The sequence below is a fragment of the Enterobacter sp. Bisph1 genome (assembly GCF_000814905.1).
Classification (GTDB): domain Bacteria; phylum Pseudomonadota; class Gammaproteobacteria; order Enterobacterales; family Enterobacteriaceae; genus Kosakonia.
In genome coordinates this window covers 59,202-84,540 of the sequence record NZ_JXAG01000021.1, presented here as the reverse complement: position 1 = coordinate 84,540, position 25,339 = coordinate 59,202, and the positions used below count along the sequence as shown (strand labels likewise).

Annotated in this window: 27 protein-coding genes and 1 pseudogene; 21 read left to right on the top strand and 7 right to left on the bottom strand. The window is 51.6% G+C overall.

Annotated elements, in window-relative coordinates:
* Nucleotides 1-96 precede the first annotated feature (96 nt).
* Nucleotides 97-1,145: pseudogene (locus tag RW65_RS21520) on the top strand (IS3 family transposase).
* 370 nt (nt 1,146-1,515) lie between these two features.
* On the opposite strand, the gene RW65_RS02150 reads toward RW65_RS21520, so the two are convergent.
* Nucleotides 1,516-2,427, bottom strand: a complete 912-nt coding sequence (locus RW65_RS02150; RefSeq protein WP_039055007.1) for a LysR family transcriptional regulator — start codon at nt 2,425-2,427, stop codon at nt 1,516-1,518.
* Between the two features lie 100 nt (nt 2,428-2,527).
* Here RW65_RS02150 and RW65_RS02145 point away from each other — a divergent pair, with 100 nt between their 5' ends.
* The 4 genes from RW65_RS02145 (at nt 2,528) to RW65_RS02130 (ending at nt 5,958) form a co-directional block, all read left to right on the top strand.
* Complete coding sequence (locus tag RW65_RS02145) at nt 2,528-3,637, top strand: alkene reductase (RefSeq protein ID WP_039055006.1); 1,110 nt, start codon at nt 2,528-2,530, stop codon at nt 3,635-3,637.
* Between the two features lie 4 nt (nt 3,638-3,641).
* The gene (locus RW65_RS02140; protein ID WP_039055005.1) at nt 3,642-4,361 is read left to right on the top strand and encodes an SDR family oxidoreductase; all 720 of its coding nucleotides are present in this window, start codon (nt 3,642-3,644) and stop codon (nt 4,359-4,361) included.
* 75 nt (nt 4,362-4,436) lie between these two features.
* Nucleotides 4,437-4,976: an ester cyclase gene (locus RW65_RS02135; protein ID WP_039055004.1), complete on the top strand. Its 540-nt coding sequence runs from the start codon at nt 4,437-4,439 to the stop codon at nt 4,974-4,976.
* 505 nt (nt 4,977-5,481) lie between these two features.
* On the top strand, nt 5,482-5,958 hold the full coding sequence (locus RW65_RS02130) for a WbuC family cupin fold metalloprotein (protein WP_039055003.1): 477 nt from the start codon (nt 5,482-5,484) through the stop codon (nt 5,956-5,958).
* A gap of 34 nt (nt 5,959-5,992) precedes the next feature.
* Here the strand turns inward: RW65_RS02130 and RW65_RS02125 are convergent, their stop codons facing one another.
* Nucleotides 5,993-6,229, bottom strand: a complete 237-nt coding sequence (locus RW65_RS02125) for a hypothetical protein (protein ID WP_039055002.1) — start codon at nt 6,227-6,229, stop codon at nt 5,993-5,995.
* Between the two features lie 412 nt (nt 6,230-6,641).
* Here RW65_RS02125 and RW65_RS22830 point away from each other — a divergent pair, with 412 nt between their 5' ends.
* Nucleotides 6,642-6,818, top strand: a complete 177-nt coding sequence (locus RW65_RS22830; protein WP_197058855.1) for a hypothetical protein — start codon at nt 6,642-6,644, stop codon at nt 6,816-6,818.
* Between the two features lie 352 nt (nt 6,819-7,170).
* Here the strand turns inward: RW65_RS22830 and RW65_RS02115 are convergent, their stop codons facing one another.
* Nucleotides 7,171-7,623, bottom strand: a complete 453-nt coding sequence (locus tag RW65_RS02115) for a GNAT family N-acetyltransferase (RefSeq protein ID WP_039055000.1) — start codon at nt 7,621-7,623, stop codon at nt 7,171-7,173.
* A gap of 323 nt (nt 7,624-7,946) precedes the next feature.
* Here RW65_RS02115 and RW65_RS02110 point away from each other — a divergent pair, with 323 nt between their 5' ends.
* Both RW65_RS02110 and RW65_RS02105 read left to right on the top strand, forming a co-directional pair.
* Nucleotides 7,947-8,483, top strand: coding sequence for a dihydrofolate reductase family protein (locus tag RW65_RS02110; protein WP_039054999.1), 537 nt, complete (start codon nt 7,947-7,949; stop codon nt 8,481-8,483).
* Nucleotides 8,484-8,677: 194 nt separating this feature from the next.
* The gene (locus RW65_RS02105) at nt 8,678-9,154 is read left to right on the top strand and encodes a GNAT family N-acetyltransferase (protein ID WP_039054998.1); all 477 of its coding nucleotides are present in this window, start codon (nt 8,678-8,680) and stop codon (nt 9,152-9,154) included.
* A gap of 96 nt (nt 9,155-9,250) precedes the next feature.
* Here RW65_RS02105 and RW65_RS02100 read toward each other — a convergent pair whose 3' ends face one another.
* Nucleotides 9,251-10,174 (bottom strand): LysR family transcriptional regulator, encoded by a 924-nt coding sequence (locus RW65_RS02100; protein ID WP_039054997.1) that lies wholly within the window; start codon nt 10,172-10,174, stop codon nt 9,251-9,253.
* Nucleotides 10,175-10,301: 127 nt separating this feature from the next.
* Between RW65_RS02100 and RW65_RS02095 the strand changes: the two genes are divergently transcribed.
* From RW65_RS02095 to RW65_RS02070, 6 genes are all read left to right on the top strand, one after another.
* Nucleotides 10,302-11,144: a type 1 glutamine amidotransferase domain-containing protein gene (locus RW65_RS02095; RefSeq protein ID WP_039054996.1), complete on the top strand. Its 843-nt coding sequence runs from the start codon at nt 10,302-10,304 to the stop codon at nt 11,142-11,144.
* Between the two features lie 28 nt (nt 11,145-11,172).
* Nucleotides 11,173-11,493, top strand: coding sequence for an SDR family NAD(P)-dependent oxidoreductase (locus tag RW65_RS02090; protein ID WP_082022398.1), 321 nt, complete (start codon nt 11,173-11,175; stop codon nt 11,491-11,493).
* A gap of 243 nt (nt 11,494-11,736) precedes the next feature.
* Nucleotides 11,737-12,309 carry a TetR/AcrR family transcriptional regulator gene (locus tag RW65_RS02085; RefSeq protein ID WP_039054995.1) on the top strand — a complete coding sequence of 191 codons (573 nt, stop codon included), beginning with the start codon at nt 11,737-11,739 and terminating at the stop codon, nt 12,307-12,309.
* Nucleotides 12,310-12,356: 47 nt separating this feature from the next.
* Nucleotides 12,357-12,833 (top strand): nuclear transport factor 2 family protein, encoded by a 477-nt coding sequence (locus tag RW65_RS02080; RefSeq protein WP_039054994.1) that lies wholly within the window; start codon nt 12,357-12,359, stop codon nt 12,831-12,833.
* A 241-nt stretch (nt 12,834-13,074) separates the two neighbouring features.
* Nucleotides 13,075-13,557 (top strand): glutathione peroxidase, encoded by a 483-nt coding sequence (locus tag RW65_RS02075; protein WP_039054992.1) that lies wholly within the window; start codon nt 13,075-13,077, stop codon nt 13,555-13,557.
* A gap of 376 nt (nt 13,558-13,933) precedes the next feature.
* A complete protein-coding gene (locus RW65_RS02070) occupies nt 13,934-15,514 on the top strand; it encodes a phosphoethanolamine transferase (protein WP_039054991.1) in 1,581 nt (526 codons plus the stop codon).
* Nucleotides 15,515-15,794: 280 nt separating this feature from the next.
* Here the strand turns inward: RW65_RS02070 and RW65_RS02065 are convergent, their stop codons facing one another.
* Together RW65_RS02065 and RW65_RS02060 are read right to left on the bottom strand one after the other, a co-directional pair.
* The gene (locus tag RW65_RS02065; protein WP_052250258.1) at nt 15,795-16,637 is read right to left on the bottom strand and encodes an arginase family protein; all 843 of its coding nucleotides are present in this window, start codon (nt 16,635-16,637) and stop codon (nt 15,795-15,797) included.
* Nucleotides 16,638-16,722: 85 nt separating this feature from the next.
* Nucleotides 16,723-17,598 carry a LysR family transcriptional regulator gene (locus tag RW65_RS02060; RefSeq protein WP_039054988.1) on the bottom strand — a complete coding sequence of 292 codons (876 nt, stop codon included), beginning with the start codon at nt 17,596-17,598 and terminating at the stop codon, nt 16,723-16,725.
* Nucleotides 17,599-17,701: 103 nt separating this feature from the next.
* On the opposite strand from RW65_RS02060, the gene RW65_RS02055 reads away from it, so the two are divergent.
* Nucleotides 17,702-18,568, top strand: coding sequence for an SDR family oxidoreductase (locus RW65_RS02055; RefSeq protein WP_039054986.1), 867 nt, complete (start codon nt 17,702-17,704; stop codon nt 18,566-18,568).
* Nucleotides 18,569-18,586: 18 nt separating this feature from the next.
* Here the strand turns inward: RW65_RS02055 and RW65_RS02050 are convergent, their stop codons facing one another.
* On the bottom strand, nt 18,587-19,531 hold the full coding sequence (locus RW65_RS02050) for an AraC family transcriptional regulator (RefSeq protein WP_039054985.1): 945 nt from the start codon (nt 19,529-19,531) through the stop codon (nt 18,587-18,589).
* A 93-nt stretch (nt 19,532-19,624) separates the two neighbouring features.
* Here RW65_RS02050 and RW65_RS02045 point away from each other — a divergent pair, with 93 nt between their 5' ends.
* From RW65_RS02045 to RW65_RS02020, 6 genes are all read left to right on the top strand, one after another.
* The gene (locus tag RW65_RS02045; RefSeq protein ID WP_039054984.1) at nt 19,625-20,395 is read left to right on the top strand and encodes an SDR family oxidoreductase; all 771 of its coding nucleotides are present in this window, start codon (nt 19,625-19,627) and stop codon (nt 20,393-20,395) included.
* 337 nt (nt 20,396-20,732) lie between these two features.
* Complete coding sequence (gene eitA, locus RW65_RS02040; RefSeq protein ID WP_039054983.1) at nt 20,733-21,731, top strand: siderophore ABC transporter substrate-binding protein EitA; 999 nt, start codon at nt 20,733-20,735, stop codon at nt 21,729-21,731.
* A gap of 32 nt (nt 21,732-21,763) precedes the next feature.
* On the top strand, nt 21,764-22,768 hold the full coding sequence (locus tag RW65_RS02035) for a FecCD family ABC transporter permease (RefSeq protein ID WP_502685539.1): 1,005 nt from the start codon (nt 21,764-21,766) through the stop codon (nt 22,766-22,768).
* Nucleotides 22,768-23,529 (top strand): siderophore ABC transporter ATP-binding protein EitC, encoded by a 762-nt coding sequence (eitC, locus tag RW65_RS02030; RefSeq protein WP_039054981.1) that lies wholly within the window; start codon nt 22,768-22,770, stop codon nt 23,527-23,529. The genes RW65_RS02035 and eitC overlap by 1 nt, the downstream gene beginning before the upstream one ends.
* Before the next feature lie 15 nt (nt 23,530-23,544).
* Nucleotides 23,545-24,792 carry an MDR family MFS transporter gene (locus tag RW65_RS02025; protein WP_039055010.1) on the top strand — a complete coding sequence of 416 codons (1,248 nt, stop codon included), beginning with the start codon at nt 23,545-23,547 and terminating at the stop codon, nt 24,790-24,792.
* A gap of 49 nt (nt 24,793-24,841) precedes the next feature.
* Nucleotides 24,842-25,318 carry a GNAT family N-acetyltransferase gene (locus tag RW65_RS02020; RefSeq protein ID WP_039054979.1) on the top strand — a complete coding sequence of 159 codons (477 nt, stop codon included), beginning with the start codon at nt 24,842-24,844 and terminating at the stop codon, nt 25,316-25,318.
* Nucleotides 25,319-25,339 lie beyond the last annotated feature (21 nt).

Below are 25,339 nucleotides of genomic sequence, written 5' to 3'. Positions count from 1 at the left end.
CCGGCATGATGATGACTCCCCCGAGTGGAGGTTGTGCCGATGAAAAAGTCACGATTCACCGAAGAGCAGATTGTCTTTGCCCTGAGGTAGGCTGAACTGGGTACGTCCGTGCCGAAGTCTGCCGTAAGCTGGGCATTTCCGACGCCACGTTTTACACCTGGCGAAAAAAATACGGCGGGATTTCTCCTTCAGAACTGAAACATATGCGGCAGCTCGAAGAGGAAAACCTTCGCCTGAAGAAGCTGGTTGCCGATCTGAGCCTCGACAAGGCCATGCTGCAGGATGTGCTGGCAAAAAAGAACTGACGCTGGCGCGTCTGCGCGAATGGGTCCGGGATCTGCAGGCACGCTACGGAGCCAGTGAGACAGGTCTGTTTTGCGCTACGGGTCAGCCGCAGCTCTTTCCGCTACCGTTCTGTGGCGGCCGATGACAGTGCGCTGCGCCTGCGTATCCGCGAGATCACGGAAACCCGCGTGCATTACGGTTACCGGCGGGTTCACGTCTTGCTCAGGCGGGAGGGCTGGCGGGATAATCATAAACGCATTTACCGACTCTACAGCGAGCAGGGGCTGTCCCTGCGTCTCAAACGCTCCCATCGCAATAAATCGGCACAGCGGCGACAGCCCCAGCCTCAGGGACGGTATCCGAACCATGTCCAGGGCATGGACTTTGTCTCCGATGCGCTGTTTGACGGAAGGCGGTTACGCCTGCTGACGATAATTGATTTGTTCACACGTGAATGTCTGGGGATCTGCGTGGGCCAGAATCTGCGCTCAACGGAGGTCGCAGAGATGCTGAACACCATTGCGCTCAGACGTCCTTTACCATAATTGCTGAAAACCGATAACGGCTCTGAATTTGCAGGGAAAATGCTGGATAAATGGGTGTATGAACGGGGGATCCGTATCGATTTCTCCCGACCGGGAACACCGACGGACAATGCCACAGTGGAGTCGTTCAATGGCAGGCTGCGGCAGGAATACCTGAACGAGAACTGGTTCATGTCTCTGGAGGACGCACGGTGCAAAATCGAGGCCTGGCGCATACACTATAACCAGAGGCGTCCCTATTCTGCACCGGGCTGGGTGACGCCATCCGAATTCGCTGAGAAGTCTGCCGGTTGGCAGAATATGCAGCCAACATGAAGCCGGTTATTCCTGATTATGACTGGATCATATTCGGGGTCAGGGTCATATGAAGACATTACTAACATCACGGTGTATTAATCAACGAGGAGCAGGTCACTTCTGCAGGGGGAACAGTGTTAACGAAAACGTATTTGGGATGCATTTTCAACTTCCTGTACAGATAGTCACTTGTTGAAAGTAACAATAAACTAACATCACTGAGGTCTAAATAATGTATCGCCATTATTTCGCCAATCATCTGGCAGCGACTAACGTCCGCTCCTCGCTCACAGCGGACCTTCAGTTCTGGTAACTTGTCCGCTCCGTTTCAGAAGCGGACACTGTATAAATGGAATGCGTTTGGTTAATGGGAGCAGGTCATCAAATTCTACTCATTTTCCAGCCAGTCAATGAAGAACTGGGTGAAGGCGCTAACCGCCAGCGGCTGCAGCCGTCGTTGCGGATAGACAAATTGCAGCCCGACATTTTTTTTATCAAAGCGGCTGAACCCAATAAAACTTTCAGCAAACAACAGTCGCAGCCTCCCCTGTTCCACATCGCGCTTTACATCCCACCATGACTTGCTGGCAATCCCCGCATCCGCTAGCACCCACTGGCGGAGTAGAGCGCCATCGTCGCATACCATGGCTGGGGTAAAGCGTACTGCGCTCTGTTTACCATCGTGCTCAAAACGCCATTCGTTCATAACCACTCCGCGCATTTCCAGCGCAAGGCATCGGTGGCTGTGCAAATCCTCAATGGCCGCTGGTGTGCCTGCCGTCCGGAGATAGTTGGCGGAAGCGACCAGTACCCTGTGATTCGGGCGGATATTTCTGACGACCAGGCTACTGTCTGGCAGGTTTCCGAAGCGAATGCTCATGTCCAGACGATTGGCGACCAGATCGGCGACATTTTCGCCCAGGTATACCGAGCTTTTCACTGCCGGATGCAGCCGGGAAAAATCAAGCAGGGCCGGGCTGAGATACTGTCGGCCAAAATCGGAAGGGGCCGAAATACGGATATTACCGCTGAGCATCCCTTCTTTTTGCGTAAGCAGCGACTCAGCATGGTTCATTTCATCCAGTACGCGCAGTGCCGCGTGATAGAACTCCTCACCCGCACGCGTCATGGTAATGGCACGGGTGGTGCGGTGGAATAGCCGGGTCTGATAACGCTCCTCAATCGCCTTCAGCCTTGCGGTCATAGTTGCCGGCGAAAGCCCCATCCGGCGACCGGCGGCCGAAAGCCCGCCCGCCTCCGCCACGACAACCAGCAGTGCCATATCTTCAAGCTTTCCCATTATTCAGCAATCCTGAAAAGAGAATCATATTTTAATGCCATTATCAAAATATCTGACGCCGCGTAAAGTGCTTTCAAAGATTTATTACGGGGGACAGAGAATGGAAAATAGTACACTTTTTGATAGCTACCACCTGAAGGCGCTCAGCCTGAAAAACCGGATCGTAATGGCGCCGATGACGCGGGCGCGGGCGTTACAGCCGGGAAACGTTCCTTCCGCATTAATGGCTGCTTACTACCAGCAGCGTGCCAGCGCGGGGTTGATCATTACCGAAGCCACGCAGATTTCACCTCAGGGGCAGGGGTACTCCTGGACACCTGGCCTGCACTCTGCTGAGCAGGTTGAAGGATGGTGGCTCACCACCGAAGCCGTTCACCGTGCAGGCGGGATTATCTTCTCCCAGCTCTGGCACGTTGGGCGCATGTCATATGCGGGTTTCCATAAAGAGGGAAAACCGGTCGCTCCGTCTGCGCTCGCGCCCGATGCCCAGGTATGGGTTGTGGATGAGCAGGGGGAAGGACATATGGTCGACTGTCCGGTGCCGCGGGCACTTGAGCATGCCGATATTCAGCAGATCATTGCTGATTACCGGCAGGCCGCAGTAAACGCCATTAACGCCGGTTTTGATGGTATTGAGGTGCACGGCGGTAATGGTTATCTGATCGATCAGTTTCTTCGTCGGACATCAAACAAACGTACCGATGAGTATGGCGGCAGCCTGGCTAACCGGATCCGTTTCGCACAGGAGGTGCTGGAGGCCATCAGCGACGCTATCGGCAATACGCGCACGGGCATACGCCTTTCCCCGTTCATAACCCAGCGCGGAATGAACGACCCGCAGGTGACTGACGCGATCCTCGCGCTGGCTGCATGGTGTGAAAAGAGAGGTATCGCCTATATCCACCTGGCAGAGGCTGACTGGGACGATGCCCCGCAGGTGCCTGATGATTTTCGTGAAACGTTACGCGCCACCTTTAGCGGCACGCTTATTGTCGCCGGAAATTATACCCGGGACAAAGCGGACAAACTCCTTCAGGCGGGTCTGGCCGACCTGATTGCCTTTGGCCGCCCGTTCATTGCCAACCCTGACCTGCCTTACCGGCTCAGGAATCACCTTCCCTTATCGGTCGTAAACAATCCCGCCACGCTCTTTGGCGGAAGCAGCGCAGGCTATACCGATTATCCGTTCTACAAAACCGACGAGGCGTAAAGTGATGGCAAAAAAAACATTAATCATCGGCGGGGCTTCCGGTATTGGCTTTGCTGTGGCCCGTGCACTGGCTGAGCAGGGAGGAAGCCTGATCCTTGCCGGAAGGAACAGTGAAAAGCTGGCGCGAGCCAGAGAGTTGCTGAGCCAGAAAAGTGCATCAGTGGATACTGTCGTCCTTGATATCAGCAAAGAGGAGGAGGTGATCCAGCTTAGCCAGGCGCTCGGAGAGGTGGATAACATTATTGTGACGGCGGGATCGCATGCACCGGGCGGGGTGCTCACGTCAGTGAATCTGAACGAGGCCCGGCTGGCTTTCGACACCAAATTCTGGGGCAGCATCCATGTCGCCAGGCATCTGAGTAAAAATATCCACGCCCGGGGCACCTTGACGCTGACCAGCGGCTTTGTTTCCCGCCGTACTGTCGCGGGCGCTATCGTCAAGACCACCATGAACGCGGCTCTGGAGTCAGCCGTTAAGGTGCTGGCGAAAGAGCTTTCTCCGCTGCGCGTAAATGCGGTGAGCCCGGGGCTGACAGATACCGAGGCGCATGCAGGCATGGAGCCTGCTGCCCGCGAAAAAATGTTGCAGTCTGCCGCTGAAAATCTGCCGGCAAAAGCCTTCGGGCGGGCAGAGGACATCGCAAAAGGCTATCTGTTCGTGATGGACAACCCCTTTGTCACCGGAACTCTGCTGGATATCGAAGGCGGCGCGCTAATTAACTAAACCTCACGTTTATCTGCGGGCGGCTGAAATGCGCCCGGATCTCCTGCTTCTCTGAGGCTAAATAAAGGATTTTTCATGAAAAAGCTAAGTTTTTACTCTTTCCGGCTGGCAACGCTTATGCTGCTTCCTGTGACCAGCGCTGTGTTTTCTGCACCGCTTGAGCTAGTGAAACCCCATGAATTGATTGCGGAAAGCCACTTATCATCCGCCCACGTGGCTGCACTTGAAACCGTCGCCAGGCGTTACGCAACATTCTGGGATACCGGCGATGAAGCCCTGGCCCGTGAGGCGCTGGCCGATAATTTTGTCGATAAGACACCGCCAGAAGGACGCAAACAGGGACCGGAAGGCGCGCTTCTGGCTTCCCGCGCTTTCCGCACCGCCGTCCCGGATCTGCGTTGCGAGGTTGAGCAGATGATCGTTGCAGGCGATCGAGTCGTATCGCACCTTCATTTCCGCGGTCATTTCACGGGAAGCTTCGGCAAACTGAAAGGTAAAGGCCAGCAGGTGGATTTTATCGCGACGGATATCTACCAGGTCAGGAACAATAAAATTATCGCGAACTGGCATCTTGAAGATAATTTGACCCTGATGAAACAACTGGGTGCGTTGTAAATCACGGCCCGGGGAGGATGATGCTGTCAGGCAGCATGGCAAGGGCTGGGATTTTTCAATAAACATCAGCATTTAATGAAAGCCTGCCCAGAACGGCAGGTGGAGATAAAAATGCGCGGTGTTGTATCCAATATACTTGGTGGCCTGCTCCCGACACACTAACCTTTCGGGATGCTAAGGCCTTAATGCGAAATGGAAGCAATCGTGAACTTCCGTTTTTCGCTCCCTGCGGACATAGATCTTCGGGCTGGTCCGTTCAGTGCCAGGAGCGGACATTACTATCGATAATATGTAATTTTCACCGAAGAACAGAACATACCCCGTAGACATCATGGAATGAATGATCTGATACATGGGCGAAAAATTGATAAGCTATTTTCAGTAAAAGTAACAAATCCTGTTTCTGCTTTGGAAAGTTGAAACGCTAATGATTAAAAGATATTGATAGCATAAAACCTCACGGCATCCGGGTTCCTGTGAGCGACCTACATTCACAAAGGCTAATATGAAACAAATTACGTTCAGTGATCTACAAGAACAAAGCGAACAGGCTGAAAATTCCCCTCGCTTACGTGCTCATCGTAATCTCCACCCTGAATTGAGCGATCCTGTTCAGCGCCTGGCTATTGCTATGGAACCGGGTACCTATGTTCGCCCTCACCGCCACCCGCACACGTTTGAGCTGCTGACATCCCTCATCGGACGCTTTTTGGTATTGAATTTTGATGACGAAGGCAACGTGACCCACCGCGTTGTGTTAGGTGAAGACTGCAAGGTGCTGGAAATGGATGCTGGGACCTGGCATGCAGTGTTGTCGATGGATAAAGGAGGCGTTATTTTTGAGGTAAAACACGGGGGTTACCAGCCAGTAGCTGAGCAAGATATTGCCCCATGGGCACCCGCTGAAAACGAGCCGGGAACGGCTGAGTTGATGAAATGGTATGCACTGGCACAAGTGGGTGATGGTGGTTTTACCCTGTAATTTTTGCTTTGAGCGGAGTGCTTTTACATGACTTTTATAAAGAACACCACTGTGTGGCCGAAAATGCAGAGGCACTGGTGATCTTCAGACGCTGATTCTCATTTTTATTTATCAGATACATGGCATCACTGACGGGGTAAAGAATATCGCCTGGCTGTATGAGGGATTTGGAGGTGACCTCAGACATCATTTTTAATGTTCCGGCATGAAGAATGAGCATAAAGCGACTCGCTTTACCCAGATAAATAGCATCAATCACCAGCCATTCCATAAATATTCCTTTCGAAGTATCTAACGGGAAAATTAGCATAAGGTGCTGAAATGATAATGGTATGGGTTAAATACGTGAGCCAGGACAACTGAAAATATTATTGGCGGTTGATGTAGAGGATAACGACAAGGACCAAATGGGTGTCGCAATGACTGCGGATAACATGGTACTTAACCTGTTTAATGCGGGCATCCGCTTCTCGCTTAAAGCAGCTCTGCTCATTTGCCCGCTTTGTGCCAGAAGCGGAAGCTGGGGTGCCAGAAACTCTCTAAAAATGATGGTTCGTTTTGCCGGGATCCTTACAGTTTCAGTCATGCCCACTCGCCGACGAGATTTTCTTGCCCTAAAATGATTTCTCTTATAGTGAGATTATCTTCTTATTTTTTTAACCGTTCATGGAAAGGAGAAAAGAATGAGACCGCCGATTACTAATGATGAACTGGATTTACTGAATCAAGATATGGACACACTAAGCCATGCTCAATTCACTGAAAGCAATATATTCGACGTTCTCAGGTTGCTTGAAATGAGACGTCAGACAGCAAAACTGGAGGCGATAAAACGTTTGTTAGAGAAAAAGGCGGAATAGGGCTTGGCGGTGATTTTAATTCAGTGAACGATCCATGGGAGAAGTACAAATTATCCGGATAATGTCAGGATGAATTAACCTGTCCCCACTGCTTAAGGTACCTCGCTGTAAGTATGCATTCCGAATGTCTGCTCCTCGCACACAGCGGCCAGTCAGTTTCTTTGATTTTTTGAAGATGTTTCAGTTTCCGTTCTGCATCCCTGGTCAGAAACGCAGTTTGTCCAGGGATGCACGGATTTAACTGTATTGGTTCTGATTTGCCTGAAAGTGGTTCGGTTGGGTTAGGTCAGGTAGCGTTCCTGAGAAATGGTTCACTGGACAGAACATGCGGTCTATTCAGGAGGTGACTGTATCAACGCACTGAGTCTATGAGGTATAGATGGTGCGTGACTTTTTCTACGCCAGTTAAAGCAACAAAGCCAGCTCGTTCATAGAAAGTGAATGCCGATGGAGGCGCGTTTGTGTTGATAGAATCAAACCAGTGGCCAGAATCCTTCAGTATCTCTCTGAGCAGGGCACTGCCGACCTGCCTTTTTCTCCATCTTGAGTCTACATAAAGATGTCGCAGACGTCCGATGCCAGTTTTTAGCGTAAACGGGTCGATGTTGAGTCCACAAACGCCAACGATTAATCCGTCTACAGAAGCCCCTATTAGTTTTTCTCCGGGTTTATCAAAGCGGTTCTGTCCGCTAAGCCAGTTATCTTCCAGACGGCGTAACATGTTAAATCCTTCTGCCATGCTCTGCGATCTTAACTCAGTAAATCCTGGGCTGTCCGGGGTGACGTTTGTGAGTTGGATGTCCATGGTTCTTCCAGTGATTTCAGTCAGCATAGTCTGAACAGAATTACGATTGTGTCCAGTATGATAATGGCACTCTCATACTTCTAATGCCATCAGTTGAACTCACAGCCATAAGCGGACGTTGCTAACATTGCGATATATTACTTTATGGGCAGCAGATCACGGCTTTTCGCTCCATCATGGATTCAATACCACACGATTTTTAACCTTAATCCATAATGGTAACGTTGCTGCTCTCATGTAACGTTTTTCCACAGGGAGCATATCAATATCGCTAATATCCCTAAACTCAACGGGATATATGCAACCTGATTACGGAGCACTTGATGGTCACCACACATGTTTTTATCGCGGCAAGTCTTGATGGTTATATCGCCCGACAGGATGGCGACATCGACTGGTTATTGCAGCGCGATGACCCGACAGAAGATCATGGCTATGCAGCATTCATCGCGGACAAAGATTGGATCGTTATGGGTCGAGGCAGCTATGAGAAGGTGCTGACCTTTGACGAATGGCCTTATGATCGACCCGTGCTGGTGCTCTCCCGACAGCTAACCGATACTCCCGTGCCCCAAGAGCTGAAAGGCAAAGTCCAGTTCTCATGCCGCACGCCAAGGGAGGTGCTTGCTGACCTGGCGGTGCAGAACGCGCAGCGCGTCTATATTGATGGCGGGCAGGTAATACAGTCATTCCTGCGCGAAGGTCTGGTCGCCGATATCGTTATCACTACCGTTCCTGTCCTGCTCGGCTCGGGAAAACCGTTGTTCGGAGCCCTGAATGGGGATATAGATTTGACTCTGTTATCAAGCCGCAGCTTCCCTTCAGGTCTTGTGCAATCGCACTATCGGCTGACGACCTAAACCGCATACTGGGGGCAGTTTAGGCAAAAGTATCATCTTCCGCTTTTCGCTCGCGGCGGACCTTGTGACCTTGATTTCTGTTTGCTCTGTGCCAGGAGCAGACGTTGCCGCCTCACTCAAATTCGATGGGTATGCTTTAGAATTTTTATTGTAGATGTAAGGGGGTCGCATAATAAAACGCATAAGGAAAAGCTATGAAGATTAGACTTGCTGTGCCTGTGGAGGCAGAAGAATGCTGGAGCATTCGAAATCAGGCTATACGTTACGGATGTAAGAACAGTTACGATGATGCGGTTATTGCTGCCTGGACACCGGAAAAAATGCCTGAAAGCTACAGGAACGTCATTGTAGCGAATCCTTTTTTCGTTGTTGATGCACCTGATGGCAACCTGGTAGCGACAGGCTTTCTTGATTTGTCTTCAGGCAGTATTGAGGCTGTATTTACCCTACCTCAATATACAGGTAAAGGGTTAGGTAGTCAGATTATTGAAGCCATCAAAAGTGAAGCTCGTAAACGTGGATTTGAGCAACTGACATTGTCCTCAACCCCTAATGCCCAGCCTTTTTATGAGAAGCATGGTTTCAAACTTTTGCGGGAAAGTATGTATCCATCTGCCCTGGCGCAGGCTGACCTGCGCTGCATGGAAATGTCTATAAATCTCCAGGGATAGTGGTTCGCTGTCTAATCGCGATGACCAATATGCTTAGTTAACACGGCGGATAGATCTATAAGCTTCAAAAACTAACGTCCGCATTTCGCTGTGAGTTCAGCGTGTAGCATGCTCGGTGTGACTGGCTGCATTGGTCAAAAATTGAATAAGCGCCTGGCATGCGGACGACATGCCTTTATGCGGAGGGTAGATCAACGAAAAGGGGCGCGATCGCCCGCGGCTGGAGGTAAGTATTTCCTTCAATAGCCCACGTTCTGTCAGGGAGCGGGCAATAAAATCATATGTCTGGCAAATCCCCATCCCGCTAACGGCCAGCGATATCACTCCCAGCACATCGTCAGAAGTCCGTATCGGTCCTTTGGGCGTCCATTCAATATCCTGATTATTTTCGCGAAGGCTCCATGTGGCCGCTCGCCCGCTGCTGGGCATGATAAAGGGCAAACAATCGTGCTGTGTCAGATCGCTGACCTGTTGCGGCTCCCCCTTTTTCTGCAGGTATTGCACAGATGCCAGCAGGCATAAGGTGGCATCTTCAAGCTTACGGGAAACCAGACGGCTGTCCGGTAACTGGCCCAGCCGAATCGCCAGATCAAATCCCTCAGCCACCATATCAACATTCCGGTTAGTAATATTCAGCTCAATATTGATTCCAGGATAAAGGCGGGTGAAGCGCGACAGCCAGTCAGGAAGACGATAGTGGGCGTAGGTCGTTGGCGCGCTGAGTCTGATATTGCCGATAATTTCCCCGCTCTTGCCCTGTATCGCGCGTTCGGCACTGTCGAACACGTTAAATGCGCTGCGTGCCTGTTCATAGTAATGACGTCCCGCTTCCGTCAGGCTGAGATGACGTGTGGTTCGTCTCACCAGCTGTGTTCCCAACTGCGTTTCCAGGCGGGTCAGGGATCGGCTCAGTACCGAAGCGGTAGTGCCTAACGCAACCGCCGCTGCCGTGATCGACCCTTTATCAATCACGGTCACAAAGGTTTCTACATCGCTAAGGTGGGAAAAACGTCGGCTCATTCTGTCCTCAGAAGAACAAATGATTGTCTGTGGCGGTAGTTTATATACTCCATGGGTAACTATACAATCCGTTCATACCAATGCGTCGTAGCGAAAACGCTATTCAGTCTTTCCGAAGGAGTTAACCATGAAGCCGATCCGCACCCTGGCGTTAGCCACCATTCTGGGCCTGTTCACCGTCAGTACTCAGGCTGCCAATATTCTGGTGGTGTTGTCTGATTCCGACCATCTCGATCTGAAAGACGGTAAGGTCTTCCCGACGGGTTTTTATCTCAATGAACTGATGCAGCCGGTAAAACGCCTGCTGGATGCGGGACACCAGGTTACCTTTGCCACCCCCGACGGCATGGCACCGACGCTGGATAAGTCGTCAGACGACAAAATGTATTTCAACAATGATGAAGCGGCTTTGCAGGTTCATCGCGCATTGCTGGAAAAATTGCAACTCACGTCCCGTAGCTCGTCGCCGGTGATCAGCCTGGCGCGTGCAGAACAAATCGGTTACGACCATTTTGATGCGCTCTACATCCCTGGCGGCCATGCACCGATGCAGGATCTGTTAACCGATAAAGCCCTCGGCAAGGCTTTGAAAGCGTTTCATACCAAAAACAAGACGACGGCACTGGTCTGCCATGGCCCGATTTCCCTGCTCTCAACCCTGCCGGATGCTGCAAAGTTTACCCAACAGCTGACCAGCAAGGGGCACGCTTCTTCGCAGGCTGGCTGGATCTATGCCGGTTATCGCATGACGGTGATCAGCAACGCCGAAGAAGAGAAAGCGAAAGCCCTGCTTAACGGCGGTGCAATGAAATTCTATCCGCAAACGGCGCTGGAACAGGCAGGTGCAAAATTCAGCAGCAATGATGAGCCCTTTACATCGCATATCGTGACGGATCGTGAGTTGATTACCGGTCAGAACCCGGCCTCGGCTAACGGCGTGGCTGACGAACTACTGAAGCGTCTGAAATAACCTGCTCAATAAAAAAATAAGGAAAAAAATGGATCTGCAACTGAACGGTAAAACAGCGATTGTCACGGCAGCGACGGCGGGTATTGGCTTTGCCATCGCCCGTACGCTGGCAAGGGAAGGGGCCGAGGTCACGATTACCGGCCGCGATCGGGAAAAACTGGCTGCGGCAGTAGACGAGATTAACGCTGCCGCGCCGCTGGGTAAAATCCACGGATTTCTGGCTGACATCAGTACCGTAGAGGGTGTTGAGGCGTTGACCTCCCAACTGGAGCAGGTCGATATTCTGGTGAATAACCTGGGATATTACGAACCCAGAACATTTCCGGGTTCGTCTCATCTGCCCGATTGATGACCGCTAAACACGTCCCTGAAATTACCCGGGATCTTCTTCCTGGTTTCCTTTCACGCAACCTTTATCGACATCCTCCTGCATCCACAGCCCTTTAGCTTTATACCGATAAACAAAGCTGCCATCCTTTTAATCCTTAAATAACAATAAATTAACTGTCGTGATGGATTGGTTTTGTTTATTTGCTAAAACTTTGCAGAAAAAACGGTTGACCAAGTAGAACGATCGTTCTACCTTTAAGGCATGAACAAGAAGCCAACTGATACACGAGAAAAGATCCTGCAAACCGCTGAGCAGCTTATCTATCAGAACGGGATCCATGCCACCGGCATGGATCTGCTGGTTAAGACCTCAGGCGTTGCCAGGAAAAGTATTTATCGCCATTTCGCGAACAAAGAGGACGTAGCCGCCGCCGCGTTGAATGAGCGTGACGAACGGTGGATGCACTGGTTCAGAACGGAATCCGATAAAGGCGAAACGCCCGCGGATCGCATTCTGAATATGTTCACTGTCCTTAAGAGCTGGTTTGAGTCTCAAGGCTTCCGAGGCTGTGCGTTTATCAATACCGCCGGAGAAGTGGGGAACCCGGACGATCCTGTTCGCCAGATAGCGAAAATGCATAAACAAAAATTGCTCGACTACACCCTTGAACTCAGCGGGCAGCTAAACATAGCGCACCCGGAGGCTCTGGCCAGACAGCTGCTAATTTTGCTGGAAGGTGCCATCACCATGTCATACGTGATGGGCGATAGCAGCGCCGCCGACAGCGCAAGGGACGTAGCGAAAATTCTGCTGGAACAGGCGTTTACGGCCTGATTATCAAAACTATTGTTAACCATCAACCCAACTTACCGGAGCTTTCTATGTCTGATGCACAAGTACGTCCACCGCTACCTCCTTTTACTCGCGAAACGGCGATTGAAAAAGTACGCCTGGCGGAAGATGGCTGGAATACCCGCGATGCCGAAAAAGTCGCGCTGGCGTATTCACTGGATACCCAATGGCGTAACCGCGCTGAGTTCGCTCATAACCGCGAAGAAGCCAAAGCGTTTTTGGCACGTAAGTGGAAAAAAGAACTCGAATATCGCCTGATTAAAGAGCTGTGGGCGTTTGACGGCAACCGTATCGCTGTCCGCTACGCCTATGAATGGCGTGATGATTCAGGCAACTGGTTCCGCTCTTACGGCAACGAGAACTGGGAGTTTGCCGCCGATGGCCTGATGCAGCGTCGTTTCGCATGTATTAATGATATGCCGATCAAAGAGAGCGAACGTAAGTTCTTCTGGCCACTGGGCCGACGTCCGGACGATCATCCGAGCCTGTCAGATCTGGGTCTGTAAGTCAGTTTATTATCGCGCGAAAGGCCCGCGGCTACCGATGGCCGGGGCTTGTCCAAACCCGGTTATGATAAAAAAAGCGCTGGCTGAGTCAGGTCAGCTTTTTCCTTCTGCATAGCTCTGCCACGCAAAACTTCAAACCTGCCACGCAATCTGGACCAGGCACGCCTTACAAGGCCCCATACCCCGGAAACAACATGTGCTAATGTTGACGTCAAACTGGTTCTGCTTTGAGGATTCCGTTATGACCGCCTTTTATCAACTTACCGCCACCAGCCTGGCCGGCCAACTTATCGCTATGGCCGACTACGCAGACAAGGTGGTTCTGATCGTTAATACCGCCAGCCATTGTGGCTTCACACCACAATACGGCGGCCTTGAGGCGCTTTACAACAAATACGCCGCCCAGGGATTGGTGGTGCTCGGTTTTCCCTGCAACCAGTTTGGTAAGCAGGAACCCGGCGGTGCCGATGAAATCGCGCAGACTTGTCACATTAACTACGGTGTGAGTTTCCCGATGTTCGAGAAAGTAGAGGTCAACGGAGCCGCAGCGCACCCGGTATTTCGTTATTTGAAAAAAGAGTTACCCGGCGTGCTGGGTGGGCGCATCAAGTGGAACTTCACCAAGTTCTTGATCGGACGCGACGGTAAACCCCTTAAGCGTTTTGCACCGTTCACCACACCGCAGAAAATGGAAGCCGCGATTATTGCTGCACTTGAAAGCTAAATGCTTCGGTGATTCGAACACCTCAACGGTTGAGCATTTTGAAAAGCGCTTTATGCGTGTCGGTATAACGCGGACCTTCTGTATACCGCGTCTGGCCGTTCTGCGTCAGGAACAGACGTTAATAACGTAGTTGTGAGTTAAAAAATGGGTAGCAGGTCATAGACGATGCGGATATTACCGCTGAGCTAGCCTTCTTTTTGCATAAGCAGCGACTCAGCGTGGTGGTCATTCGGTGTCCTGATTATGTGATCCTCTACAATATTACTAATACGTATTTGTATTAACCAATCAATTCACATGACTTATATGATAAGCTCCAGCGCGCTTTCCCCCCTTTTTTAAACCGGATAAAAAAACAAAACGCAGGCACGACAAAATGTCATTAATCCTTGAACAAATTCGTTATGAAAATGTTAAAATTCTTATAAGCAAAATATTATTCATAAGCTCAATCTCCATTGTTGTTATGGTGAATTTTATTGACGCACGTTACAATTTGGTCATTAATCGCACTTTGGTTTTTGCGTTGCTTTTATTATCGCTTCTCTGCATCAATAATAAATTATTAAAAAATATCATTGGCTTTATCGCTTTGACATTAATAGCTGTTGATTTGACTCTTCAGCTTTATGCCTGGAGTAACTTTGATAGTAACTTTACCTATGGTTTTGCATTAAGTGTAATGAATACTACAGGTAAGGAAGCATTTTCAATGTTAGGTCTTTATTGGCGAAGCTGTCTGACCTTTATGGTTTTGTTGAGTTTGTTTATGCTAACTATCAACTGTGGTATAAATATCATTTCTGGAAAATACAAACGTTACCCGGCAATTTTATTGGTGTTATTATTAACTGGTTATACTGTCCAGGGTATATTGCATCAATTACGAATAAGCAATGTTGATAGTCTTGCTCAGCGAGTTGTCAATTCAACTCCGCTGAGCACGGCAACGGTTTTTATGCAAGCTTTCTCTGATATGAGTATTGCTTCCGCGATTAATAAAAACACACCTGACTACATAATATCCGTATCAGATACCGGGATTGATAATTATGTGATGATTATCGGGGAATCTGAGCGTACCGCAAATATGGGTATTTATGGATATAAGAGAGACACAACACCTAAACTGGAAGCAGAAAGGAAAAACCTTCTCTTGTTCCAGCATGCCATTAGCCCCGCGCCAGTGACCATCATGGCTGTACCCCTTGCTCTCACTGCTGCTTCTGTACAGGAAACTACTCCCGCTAAGTACAGTGACAATATCATTAGTATTGCGAACAAAGCTGGGTACGATACCTACTGGTATAGTCGACAGGGGAAAGGTGGTGCATATAATAATGTGATTACTGGTATTGCAATGAACACTAAACAGCATCAGTGGATTGATCAAGGATTTGATGACTCTTTGTTACCAGAGCTTGAATCAACTCTTACAAAACCGGGTAAAAAACTCATTGTTCTGCATCTATATGGTAGCCACGAACCAGCCTGTTCACGTTTCCCTAATGATGCTTCCGTCTTTAAAAATGGAAATCAAGATGATGATTGCTATGATAACTCTGTACGCTTTACGGATGATATTATGGGCAAGGTTTTTAGCCAACTTTCGCATACGCGCTCTTCTGTTTTCTATTTTTCTGATCACGCCCTAATACGAGATCCTACACGCGCAGTAGAATATTTTCATGCCGGGGCCAATCCGCCTAAAGAGGCTTTGGAAATTCCCGCTTTCATTTGGTATAGCCCTAAAGTCGAGACGAGAAATAAGTGGATCGGAAACTACCAAACATTGTGGTCTACAGATGATGCAAATACGCTATCCGAATTGTGGCTCGGCATACATCGTGATGATATGAATACCGTTAGCTTGCAGGAGTGGCTCCAGAACTATCAAAAACCGATTATAATTATGGATACAACGGGGAAGAAATTTGACTGGAAGAATATGCACTAGTTGAAGTTTCATCTTTTGAACCAATAAAGCCTTCTGTCAACTAAGGCAAATTTCGTGACTGTGTGAGTCAGGTTTGTAACGATGCTGGCTCACAATCTGTAACGCTCCCCATCGATTAATATTCTCTGATTTAAGTGAAATTTTATCGGTTGTGAAAACAACCGCAACGTTCACGCCTCACTCACAGCAGACATTCGGCCGCTCTGTGACGCAAGCGGATATGCGTAATTTGCATCTGCTGTAAGAATGCAATGGTCAACCGCAGGTAACACGACGTTTATCAAAGGCGCGGTAAAGGCGAGTACCAGCGGCTAATTAATGGCGAGAGGGCCTCAAGCAGCGCGTCGGGAGACGCCGGCGCGCCAGTAGACGCCCAGGCATTCTGGAACTCGGCAATTTCAATGCCGATAAACGGATGCGCGGCGATGATTTCGCAGCAGGCGGTTAAATCTTCAAGATTAAGACCGTTTTCAACGTTGTAATCCGTTGGAACGATGCCGGGTTCAAGCACGTCACAGTCGAGATGAGCGTAAACTGCACGACCGGCAATCGCCTCTTTGAGACGTGCGGAAAGATTATCTGCGGGTTTAATATGCGGGATGCCGTGCTCATTAATTAGCGCTATTTCAAACGGATCCAGATCTCGCTGTCCGACAAGCACAATCTGATCGAGACGTACACCATTACCGAGCCCGGAATCCCACAGTCCAGCGGCACCTGCTTGGGCGAGCCCACCAAGGTAACCCGTTATTGAACTCTGCGGCGTATTCAGGTCACCATGGGCATCGAACCAGACGATACAGCAGTCAGGATGGTATTTTGCTACCACAGGCAGCGTAGCGAGAGAGACCACGCAGCGGCTTATTGCGGCAACGGATACCGCTTCAGAGACAAACAGTTCTTCAAATCGTTTTTGAACCGCGTCGAGGTTTAACCGTGCGGCGTCCAGTTCCTTACGCCATCCCGTATTCAGGGCTGTTTCTGGTTTTCCCAGAACTACGGGATTGATACCTGTTCGATGGGCGAGATAATCGCCAATCGCTTTGGCTCCAGGCATGGCTTGGTCATTAGGATCGCCCGCTCTTCCCTGAAAGACGGTGCAGGCCATTTTTATTGCTGACATACGCTTCTTCCGTACTGCTATTGATTACTTTCAGCTTATATCAGTTTAGCTTGAGGGGCTTAAAGTGGCGGCGTTGCCAGCCTGCTCAAAGAGTGAACCAGCCAGCGGGATATTGCGCGCAGATAAACTCTACAAAAGCCTTAACTTTCGGGCTTTGAAGACGTCGCGAGGTATGCAGCACCCACAGCTCGGTTAACGTGTCGGTTTCACCCCAGCACACCAGCTCCCCGTTTTCTACTTCACGGCTAACAATCGAGTGCGGAAGCATTGCCGCACCGGCACCCGCCAGAACGGCATCGCGCACTGTCAGAAGGGAAGAGAGGCGCATTACCGGTTGAGGCATAAAGCGACGCTGCCCGTGGTGAACGGTCCACAGTTCGCCTTCGGTAAAGGATGACATAACGATCGCCGGGATCTCCGGAGCATGTTGCGCATCGCCAACCGGCATCTTAAGCGCGGGAGCCGCCACCAGTACCAGCCTGTCTTTGGCAAAACGCCTGCCCACCAGCGCACTGTTTTCCTGCGGATTAACACGGATTGCGACATCAAAATGCTCATCCACCAGATCGCTCATCCGGTTTTCAGCAATAACGTCAACGCGAATATGCGGATAACGGCGACGGAAGTCCGCCAAAAGCCTGCCAAGGGCCAACTGCGAAAAGAGCAGGGGAGCCGCAATACGCAGCCAACCCGAGGGATTTATTGCATCTTCCCGCGCCGATTCGACCGCTTCCTCAATGTCGCGGATTGCGCCGAGGGTGCGTGACAAAAGACGTTCACCTGCTTCAGTTATTTGTAACTTGTGGCCGCCGCGCTCAATAAGACGCACGCCGAGTGCTTCCTCAAGATCGGTCAGCCTGCGTGAAAGAGTCGCTTTAGGCTTGCCGCTGGCGCGACTAGCGGCACCAATCCCGCCCGAGGCGGCGATGAGATGGAAATCTTTCAGGGCATTAATGTCCATGGGGTGTCTCATTTATGGAACAAACTATCCAAAAAATAGCATCTTCTAAGCAAAAATGGATCGCGTTAGTGTGTATTCACACCCACACAACGGAGTAAACATCATGACTATCTTAGTTACCGGAGCAACCGGCCGCGTCGGCCGCCACCTCGTAAACCAGCTTATTCATCGCGGCGCTGATTTTCGCGTTCTGACCCGAGACCCCGCAAAGGCGGGCTTTGGCGAAAATGTTGAGGTGGTGAAAGGCGATATGCTGGATATCGACTCCCTGCGCGCTGCTTTTAAGGGCATCAAAACGCTGTTTTTACTCAATGCGGTTGCCGCCGACGAATATACCCAGACCATTATTACCCTGAACATTGCCCGCGAATGCGGCGTGGAGCATGTGGTTTACCTCTCGGTATTTGGCGCTGACGTTGCCGTGAATGTGCCGCACTTCGCCGTAAAATATGGGGCCGAGCGCATGCTGAAAGAGATGGGCTTTAGCGCCACCATCCTGCGACCCACCTACTTTATCGACAATGAGGTGATGATTAAGGATGTCGTCATCAATCACGGTGTCTATCCGATGCCGATCGGCGGGATTGGCCTGGCGATGGTAGATACGCGCGATATCGCCGAAGTAGCGGCCATTGAACTGATGCGCCACGAAAGCGCGAGCGGCAAATTATCTGTCGAGACGATTAATCTGGTGGGCCCCGATACGCTAACGGGCAATGAGGCCGCCGCAGTCTGGAGCGAAATAGTGGGCCGAGAAATTATTTACGGCGGTGATAACCCGGCAGCCTTTGAAGCCAGCATGGCGGAATTTATGCCGAAATGGATGGCTTACGAAATGCGTCTGATGGCGGAACGCTACGTCAGTCACGGTATGCTCCCACAGGAGGGCGACAGAGAACGACTGGTCACGCTTCTTGGCCGTCCGCTGCATACCTATCGCGACTTCGTTATGGCGCTTTCAGCCCAATAAAAAAACGCAGGCGCTGGCTTAGGGAAAAGCCAGCTCCTCGCGTAATTCAGGAAGAGGCCTTTGCGCTATTGTGTTCTGACGCCTGAAAACGCCCGGCGGTACGCCCATATAGTGGGTAAATGCGACGGTAAAGGCGCTGGCTGACTGATAGCCGATGCGAAAGGCAATCTGTTCGATTTTCTCTTTGCTGCTGACCAGCGCTTTTTTCGCCAGCGACATGCGCCAGAAGAGAAGATATTGCCCCGGCGGCATGCCAACGGTCTCATTAAAGGCGGCAAAAAAAGCGGAGCGCGACATGGCGGCATGGCGCGCGAGCTGAGCTATTTTCCACTCAACCCCCGGTTTTTCATGCATCAAATGCAGCGCGATGGCGATTTTTTCGTGCTGCAGCCCTTTCAGGATACCGGCGGTTTTCGCCAGATCGTAATGACTGCGTAACGATTCGACCAACAACAGTTGTAACAGCTGCAGCAATACTACCTCACGCCCCGGTCGCCTGGCCCGGCTCTCTTCGCGCAGGAGTTCAAGTAAGGTAATGAAACGACGTTGTCCTTTAATCAGGATCTCGTTGGGCAGTAAAGAGACGATAAGCTGCTTATCCGGCGTATCGAATTCGCAATGGCCGACAAGCATCACAAGCTCCGCTGGCCCGCTTGTTGCGCCAACCCTTACATGCCCTTCGCCGATAACGCTCGGGACGGTGATATTAGCCGGGCGAGCCGTGCCCGCGTTGGTGTTTTCGAAAGTGTACGCGGCGGGTATCAGAATAAAATCACCGGCAACCAGTAATGTTGGTCCTTTGCCGTTCACCGTAATCAAGCATTCGCCTTCCAGCACGGCGCAGTAAAAAGCCTCGCCGAGGGACTCGCGAACAATATGCCACTGCCCGCAGCCCTCAACGAGTTTTGCACGGGTGGGTTTGGGATTTAGCAAGGTAACGATATCGGTCAACGGATCTGGCATTGGACTGACTCTAAAGTTTAGGCGACGTTTGATTATATATTGTCCTGTTCGCGGCCGCTATGATCGTTGCTCACACCATGAGAGGATCGAATTATGCCTACTGTACTGATTACCGGTTGTTCATCAGGTTTTGGCCTTGCGACAGCAGAACTTTTTTTACGCGAGGGTTGGGAAGTGATTGCCACTATGCGAACGCCCGATGCGACACGTTTGCCTGAACACGACAAACTGCGGATTTTGCCGCTCGATATTACCTCTGCGCAGAGTATTTCTAATCTGGTTAAAGAGGCTGGCACGATTGATGTGCTGGTAAATAATGCCGGTTTTGGCGCACCGGTACCCGTCGAGCTCACGCCGTTAGCCACCGCGCAGCAGTTAATGAATACCAATGTGTTGGGAACACTATCATTAACGCAGGCGTTTTTGCCGCTGATGAGAGAGGCAAAATCAGGAGCGATCATCAATGTCTCTTCATCCGTGACGACGAAAGCGATGCCGCTGATTGGGGTTTATCGCGCCAGTAAAGCAGCGCTGAATGCCTGGAGCGAGTCACTCGCCGTTGAGGCCAAACCGTTCGGTATTCGTGTGCATATCGTGTTACCGGGGCGCTCGCCGGAAACCAAGTTTGGCGAGAATGCGCGCGCGCATTTTGCGGGCATAGACGATCCCGCCTACGGGAAAATGGTACAGGAATTTATCCAGCGGGCGGGCGAAAGCGATTCACCGGTAACCCATGCTGAAGATGTTGCGAATGCTATTTTCGCCGTGGCGCAGGATCCCCATGCTCCGCTGTACACCGCCGCGGGTGAAGATGCCCAGCTTATGCTGAATGAGGCCCAGCAACGTTCACCCTTCAGTTACTGATAACCTCGAAGCGGAACGGAAGTCGTAAAAGAGAGGGGATTTCTCTTTCCGTATTCGCCAATGGCTTCCATCTTTCACCTTTCCTCTGCGTCTCATTCTTACCGAAAACAGAATACGTCCGGGCAAGTCACTTCAGCCCGGACAGTTCTTCTGTCCTTTTATCGCCAACCCACATGCTTACCTGTCGTTGCCCACGGCGATGATAACCCTCAGGAATCATCTCGCATTGACACCCTTTAGGGGTCATTGTATAAAACCCCGCCATGCTAATGAGTTTCATTTGCATTATTTTAGATGTCGGGTTTTCAATAATGATTTTGAGGAAGGATAGCGTTCAATGAAAAAGGCCCTCTGTGCGTTAGGCATGGTATTTGCGTCCGTCAGTTCTGCTCTGGCAACCACTTATCCTGTGACCATTGAAAACTGCGGCTATAAAGAGACGTTTACCAAACCGCCTGAACGCGTTGTGGCGCTGGGGCAAAACACCGTTGAGATTTTGCTCCTGCTGGGCCTGCAAAATCATGTCGCCGCCAGCGCGTTCTGGCCAACAAAAGTGCTCCCGCAACTGGCGGAACAGAATGCAAAAATCAAACTGCTGACGGTCGAAATTCCCACCCTTGAATCTGTGCTGGCGCAAAATCCTGATTTTGTTGCGGCACAACTTCCGCTTTTACTGGGCCCGGAAAGCAAGGTGGCCAAACGTGAAGACCTGGCGACGGTGGGCGTAAACAGCTATTTATCGCCGGGCATGTGCGCGACGAAAAAAGCCGCCGGTGATATGTACGGTAGCCGCCAGAAGCTGTGGGATATGAGTTATCTCTACAAAGAGATCGAAGATTTCGCCACCATTTTCAACGTGCAGGATAAGGGCCAGGCCGTCGTTGCCGATTTCAAAAAGCGCGAAAACGACCTGCGTAGCGAATTCAGCAAGGATAAAAAAGATCGCTCTTTTGTCTTCTGGTTCTCCAGCTCTTCACCTTCCGCTGATGCTTACGTGGGCGGCAAAAATAGCGCATCCGGCTTTATCGCCAATGTGCTGGGCGGGCACAACGCCATCACCTCTGAAACTGAGTGGCCGACGGTTGGCTGGGAAAGCATTATTGCGGCAAACCCGGATGTCATCGTGGTCTCCAGCCTCGATCGCAACCGCTGGGCGCTCGACAATGCCGAGGAAAAAATCAAATTCCTCAAATCTGACCCGGCTGTTAGCCAACTGGATGCGGTGAAAAAGGGCCATATCGTGGTGATGGATGGTCAGGCGATGAACCCCACCATCAGGACGATTTATGGTGCTGAACAGGTGGCAGAGCAGCTGAGAAAGCTGGGCCTGAACTGATGACCACAGCCAGCTTTCAGCCGCGACAGGGAATGTTACCCATCGCGTCATGCCTGTTTTCTCTCGTCTTGTTAGGGCTGGTGATTGCCCTTGGTGTTAGCGTTGGAGAATTATCGATCCCGCTGGAAAACGTGTTTTACGCCATCGGCAATAAAATGGGCCTCACCCACGTTCCCCTCAACCGCATCTATGAAAGCGTGATTTGGGATTTCCGCCTCAGTCGTGCACTGGTGGCGGCCTGCTGCGGTGCCGGGTTAGCCATTTGCGGGGCCGTGTTACAAAGCTTGTTGAAGAATGCACTGGCCGAACCTTACGTGCTGGGCGTCTCTGCGGGCGCCTCAACGGGAGCGGTTTCCGTCGTGGTGCTGGGTATCGGCACGGGCGCGGTATCACTGTCCGCCGGTGCCTTCGCCGGGGCGTTTGCTGCTTTTGCCTTCGTCGCCTTTCTGACCAACGGTGCCCGCGGCGGTAATGAACGCACGATCCTGGCGGGTGTGGCGGCGTCTCAGCTTTTTAACGCTATTACCGCTTATACCATCAGTACCTCTGCCAGTGCGCAGCAGGCGCGCGATGTGATGTTCTGGCTGCTGGGCAGCTTCAGCGGCGTGCGCTGGCCGGAATTTCAACTAGTGCTGGTGGTGGTTCTCGCCGGGCTTGCCGTTTGCCTTTACTATTCCCGTGCGCTGGACGCGTTTACCTTCGGTGATGATGCTGCCGCCTCGCTGGGCATTGCCGTTCCCTGGGTGCGCCTGATCCTCTTTACCACCACCGCGCTGATTACCGCCACTATCGTCAGCATGGCCGGCTCGATTGGCTTTGTCGGGCTGGTGGTTCCCCACGTTATGCGCTTCTTCTTCGGCCCGCTGCATCGCACCTTACTGATAGCCAGCACGCTGGCCGGGGCGATCCTGATGGTGCTGGCGGATATTGCTTCACGGTTATTAATCGCGCCACAAAGCCTGCCTGTTGGTGTGGTAACGGCGCTGGTGGGAGTGCCTTTTTTTGCCGTGATTATTTACCGCTCAAGGAATAAGTGATGAGTATTTCTGCTGAAAATATTCGCTGGAAGGTCGGCAAGAAGGTCATCGTCAATGATATCTCGCTGCAGGTTGCGCGCGGCGAAACCGTTGGATTGCTGGGTCCTAACGGCTGCGGCAAATCCTCCCTCTTGCGCATACTTGCAGGGCTGCGACGACCGGATGCCGGTCACGTAACGCTGGACGGGAAAGACATTTCGCGCATCAGCAAAAAGCAGCTCGCTCGTCGGGTTGCGTTTGTCGAACAGCACGGCATGACCGATGCCAATATGCGCGTTCGTGATGTGGTGAAACTGGGGCGTATTCCGCACCATTCCCCCTTTTCTAACTGGAGCGTACACGATGACGAAACCGTCACCGCGGCGCTGCAACGGGTGGATATGCTGGATAAAAGCGAGCAGGGCTGGCTCAGCTTGTCCGGTGGCGAACGTCAGCGGGTGCATATCGCCCGTGCGCTGGCGCAGACGCCAACGGAAATCCTGCTCGACGAACCGACCAACCACCTCGATATTCACCATCAGATGCAGTTAATGCAGCTGATCAGCGATCTGCCGGTGACCAGTATTGTGGCGATTCACGATCTCAACCATGCCGCGATGTTCTGTGATTCGCTTATCGTGATGCAGCAGGGGAAGATTATCGCGAACGGAACACCGCAGGATATCCTCTCTGAGGAACTGCTGTGGGAGGTCTTTCGGGTGAAAACCAAAATTGAGATCTCCCGCTTCCATGGCAAAAAACATATTCACTTTATCGTGTAGGGGCGGATAACTTTGCTGCCGCGCTTTTCCCTGCGACCCGCCACCACGCTCTGGCCGCCTGTCTTACTGGGTAGCCAGTTTGTGTTTAATATTGGCTTCTACGCCGTCGTCCCTTTCCTGGCGCTCTTTTTACGGGAAGACATGATGCTCTCCGGCGGGCTGATTGGGCTGATTCTGGGGCTGCGTACCTTCTCGCAGCAGGGCATGTTTATCGTTGGCGGCGCGCTCTCCGACCGCTTCGGCGCGCGAGTGATTATCCTCTGTGGCTGCCTGATCCGCGTAGTGGGTTATCTGCTGCTGGCCTTCGGGCAATCTTTATGGCCGATTATTATAGGCGCGTGCCTGACGGGGATCGGTGGGGCGCTGTTCTCACCGTCAATTGAAGCGTTACTGGCGAAAGCCGGAACCCAAAGCGAGGCTGGCGGCAAGCGTAGCCGTGCGGAGTGGTTCGCGCTCTTCGCCGTGTGCGGTGAACTGGGTGCGGTGCTGGGGCCGGTGGTGGGTGCGCTGTTGACGGGGCTGGGCTTCCGCCAGGTTGCGCTGGCCGGTGCTGGTCTCTTTATCTTCGCGCTGGTGGTACTGTTTTTCTGCCTGCCCAGCGTGCAGCACCACAAAAAGAGATTAAAAATCGCGCCGTGGTGGACCACCTTCCGCCAGCTGCGCTTTGTCGCTTTTATTATCGCCTACAGCTCATGGCTTTTGAGTTACAACCAGCTCTACCTGGCGCTGCCGGTAGAGATCCAGCGCGCAGGCGGCAGCGAGAAAGATCTTGGACCGCTGTTTATGCTGGCGTCCGTGCTGATTATCGCACTCCAACTGCCGCTGGCGCGTTTCGCCCGCCGGGTAGGCGCTGCCAGGATCCTGCCTGCGGGTTTTTTGCTGCTCTCCACAGCTTTTGCCAGCGTAGCATTGTTAGCCTCAACGGAACCCGCTGCAGGCTGGCTGCGTTTACTACCCGCCGTCTGTTTTGTTACGCTGCTCACCCTCGGGCAAATGTTACTGGTTCCGGCGGCAAAAGATCTGGTTCCGGGATTTGCTGAAGAGTCGACGCTGGGTGCACACTATGGAGCACTCGCCACCGCGGGCGGCTTCGCGGTGCTGGCAGGAAATTTGTTATTTGGTCGGCTGCTTGATACTGCACTCGTCCCTTCAACGCAGGCCATCTATCCCTGGCTGCTGCTGGCGCTGTTCCCTCTTTGCAGCGCCGTTGCGCTGGTCTTTATTTGTCGACCGCTACAGCGAATGCCGCTAATGAAAAACTGACAGCCCTGGCTTGGGTGGGATCGTGTCGAGCCAGAGTAAAGGAACCCCAATGATTACATTCCGTCCGATGCGCGAGGATGAATATCCTGCTTATCTGCACTATTTCGTTGCGGATTATGCGCAAGAAATGGCAGCCAATTTCCGGCTTTCAATTGAAGATTCATTGGCAAGAGCGAAGCAGGAGATAGCCGACTATCTTCCTGAAGGCGTTAATACACCAGGGCATATTTTACTGTGCGCGATCGCCAAAGAGGATAATTCGGACAGGCATGTCGGCTACCTTTGGTATAAACCCGATTCCGCCATGAAAACCGTTTTTATCTATGATTTTCATATTCTTAACGCTTATCAGGGGCAGGGGATGGGTAAACTAACGCTTCAGGCTTTCGAACACGCTATGCGGGACGAGGGATTTAAACAGGTCAGCCTGCGCGTGGCGGGTGATAACCAAAGAGCCCGGCACGTTTATGAAGCCGTGGGTTTTAACGTAACGGGATTTAATATGAGTAAAAGCCTAGGGGAATGAAAAGGGGCAGGGCATATTCGG

What these genes read in the sequence shown, in the direction of transcription:
- RW65_RS02150 (WP_039055007.1), bottom strand. Translation starts at nt 2,427, where the DNA reads ATGGGAAAGCTTGAAGATATGGCACTGCTGGTTGTCGTGGCGGAGGCG.
- RW65_RS02145 (WP_039055006.1), top strand. Translation starts at nt 2,528, where the DNA reads ATGGAAAATAGTACACTTTTTGATAGCTACCACCTGAAGGCGCTCAGC.
- RW65_RS02140 (WP_039055005.1), top strand. Translation starts at nt 3,642, where the DNA reads ATGGCAAAAAAAACATTAATCATCGGCGGGGCTTCCGGTATTGGCTTT.
- RW65_RS02135 (WP_039055004.1), top strand. Translation starts at nt 4,437, where the DNA reads ATGAAAAAGCTAAGTTTTTACTCTTTCCGGCTGGCAACGCTTATGCTG.
- RW65_RS02130 (WP_039055003.1), top strand. Translation starts at nt 5,482, where the DNA reads ATGAAACAAATTACGTTCAGTGATCTACAAGAACAAAGCGAACAGGCT.
- RW65_RS02125 (WP_039055002.1), bottom strand. Translation starts at nt 6,229, where the DNA reads ATGGAATGGCTGGTGATTGATGCTATTTATCTGGGTAAAGCGAGTCGC.
- RW65_RS22830 (WP_197058855.1), top strand. Translation starts at nt 6,642, where the DNA reads ATGAGACCGCCGATTACTAATGATGAACTGGATTTACTGAATCAAGAT.
- RW65_RS02115 (WP_039055000.1), bottom strand. Translation starts at nt 7,623, where the DNA reads ATGGACATCCAACTCACAAACGTCACCCCGGACAGCCCAGGATTTACT.
- RW65_RS02110 (WP_039054999.1), top strand. Translation starts at nt 7,947, where the DNA reads ATGGTCACCACACATGTTTTTATCGCGGCAAGTCTTGATGGTTATATC.
- RW65_RS02105 (WP_039054998.1), top strand. Translation starts at nt 8,678, where the DNA reads ATGAAGATTAGACTTGCTGTGCCTGTGGAGGCAGAAGAATGCTGGAGC.
- RW65_RS02100 (WP_039054997.1), bottom strand. Translation starts at nt 10,174, where the DNA reads ATGAGCCGACGTTTTTCCCACCTTAGCGATGTAGAAACCTTTGTGACC.
- RW65_RS02095 (WP_039054996.1), top strand. Translation starts at nt 10,302, where the DNA reads ATGAAGCCGATCCGCACCCTGGCGTTAGCCACCATTCTGGGCCTGTTC.
- RW65_RS02090 (WP_082022398.1), top strand. Translation starts at nt 11,173, where the DNA reads ATGGATCTGCAACTGAACGGTAAAACAGCGATTGTCACGGCAGCGACG.
- RW65_RS02085 (WP_039054995.1), top strand. Translation starts at nt 11,737, where the DNA reads ATGAACAAGAAGCCAACTGATACACGAGAAAAGATCCTGCAAACCGCT.
- RW65_RS02080 (WP_039054994.1), top strand. Translation starts at nt 12,357, where the DNA reads ATGTCTGATGCACAAGTACGTCCACCGCTACCTCCTTTTACTCGCGAA.
- RW65_RS02075 (WP_039054992.1), top strand. Translation starts at nt 13,075, where the DNA reads ATGACCGCCTTTTATCAACTTACCGCCACCAGCCTGGCCGGCCAACTT.
- RW65_RS02070 (WP_039054991.1), top strand. Translation starts at nt 13,934, where the DNA reads ATGTCATTAATCCTTGAACAAATTCGTTATGAAAATGTTAAAATTCTT.
- RW65_RS02065 (WP_052250258.1), bottom strand. Translation starts at nt 16,637, where the DNA reads ATGTCAGCAATAAAAATGGCCTGCACCGTCTTTCAGGGAAGAGCGGGC.
- RW65_RS02060 (WP_039054988.1), bottom strand. Translation starts at nt 17,598, where the DNA reads ATGGACATTAATGCCCTGAAAGATTTCCATCTCATCGCCGCCTCGGGC.
- RW65_RS02055 (WP_039054986.1), top strand. Translation starts at nt 17,702, where the DNA reads ATGACTATCTTAGTTACCGGAGCAACCGGCCGCGTCGGCCGCCACCTC.
- RW65_RS02050 (WP_039054985.1), bottom strand. Translation starts at nt 19,531, where the DNA reads ATGCCAGATCCGTTGACCGATATCGTTACCTTGCTAAATCCCAAACCC.
- RW65_RS02045 (WP_039054984.1), top strand. Translation starts at nt 19,625, where the DNA reads ATGCCTACTGTACTGATTACCGGTTGTTCATCAGGTTTTGGCCTTGCG.
- eitA (WP_039054983.1), top strand. Translation starts at nt 20,733, where the DNA reads ATGAAAAAGGCCCTCTGTGCGTTAGGCATGGTATTTGCGTCCGTCAGT.
- RW65_RS02035 (WP_502685539.1), top strand. Translation starts at nt 21,764, where the DNA reads ATGTTACCCATCGCGTCATGCCTGTTTTCTCTCGTCTTGTTAGGGCTG.
- eitC (WP_039054981.1), top strand. Translation starts at nt 22,768, where the DNA reads ATGAGTATTTCTGCTGAAAATATTCGCTGGAAGGTCGGCAAGAAGGTC.
- RW65_RS02020 (WP_039054979.1), top strand. Translation starts at nt 24,842, where the DNA reads ATGATTACATTCCGTCCGATGCGCGAGGATGAATATCCTGCTTATCTG.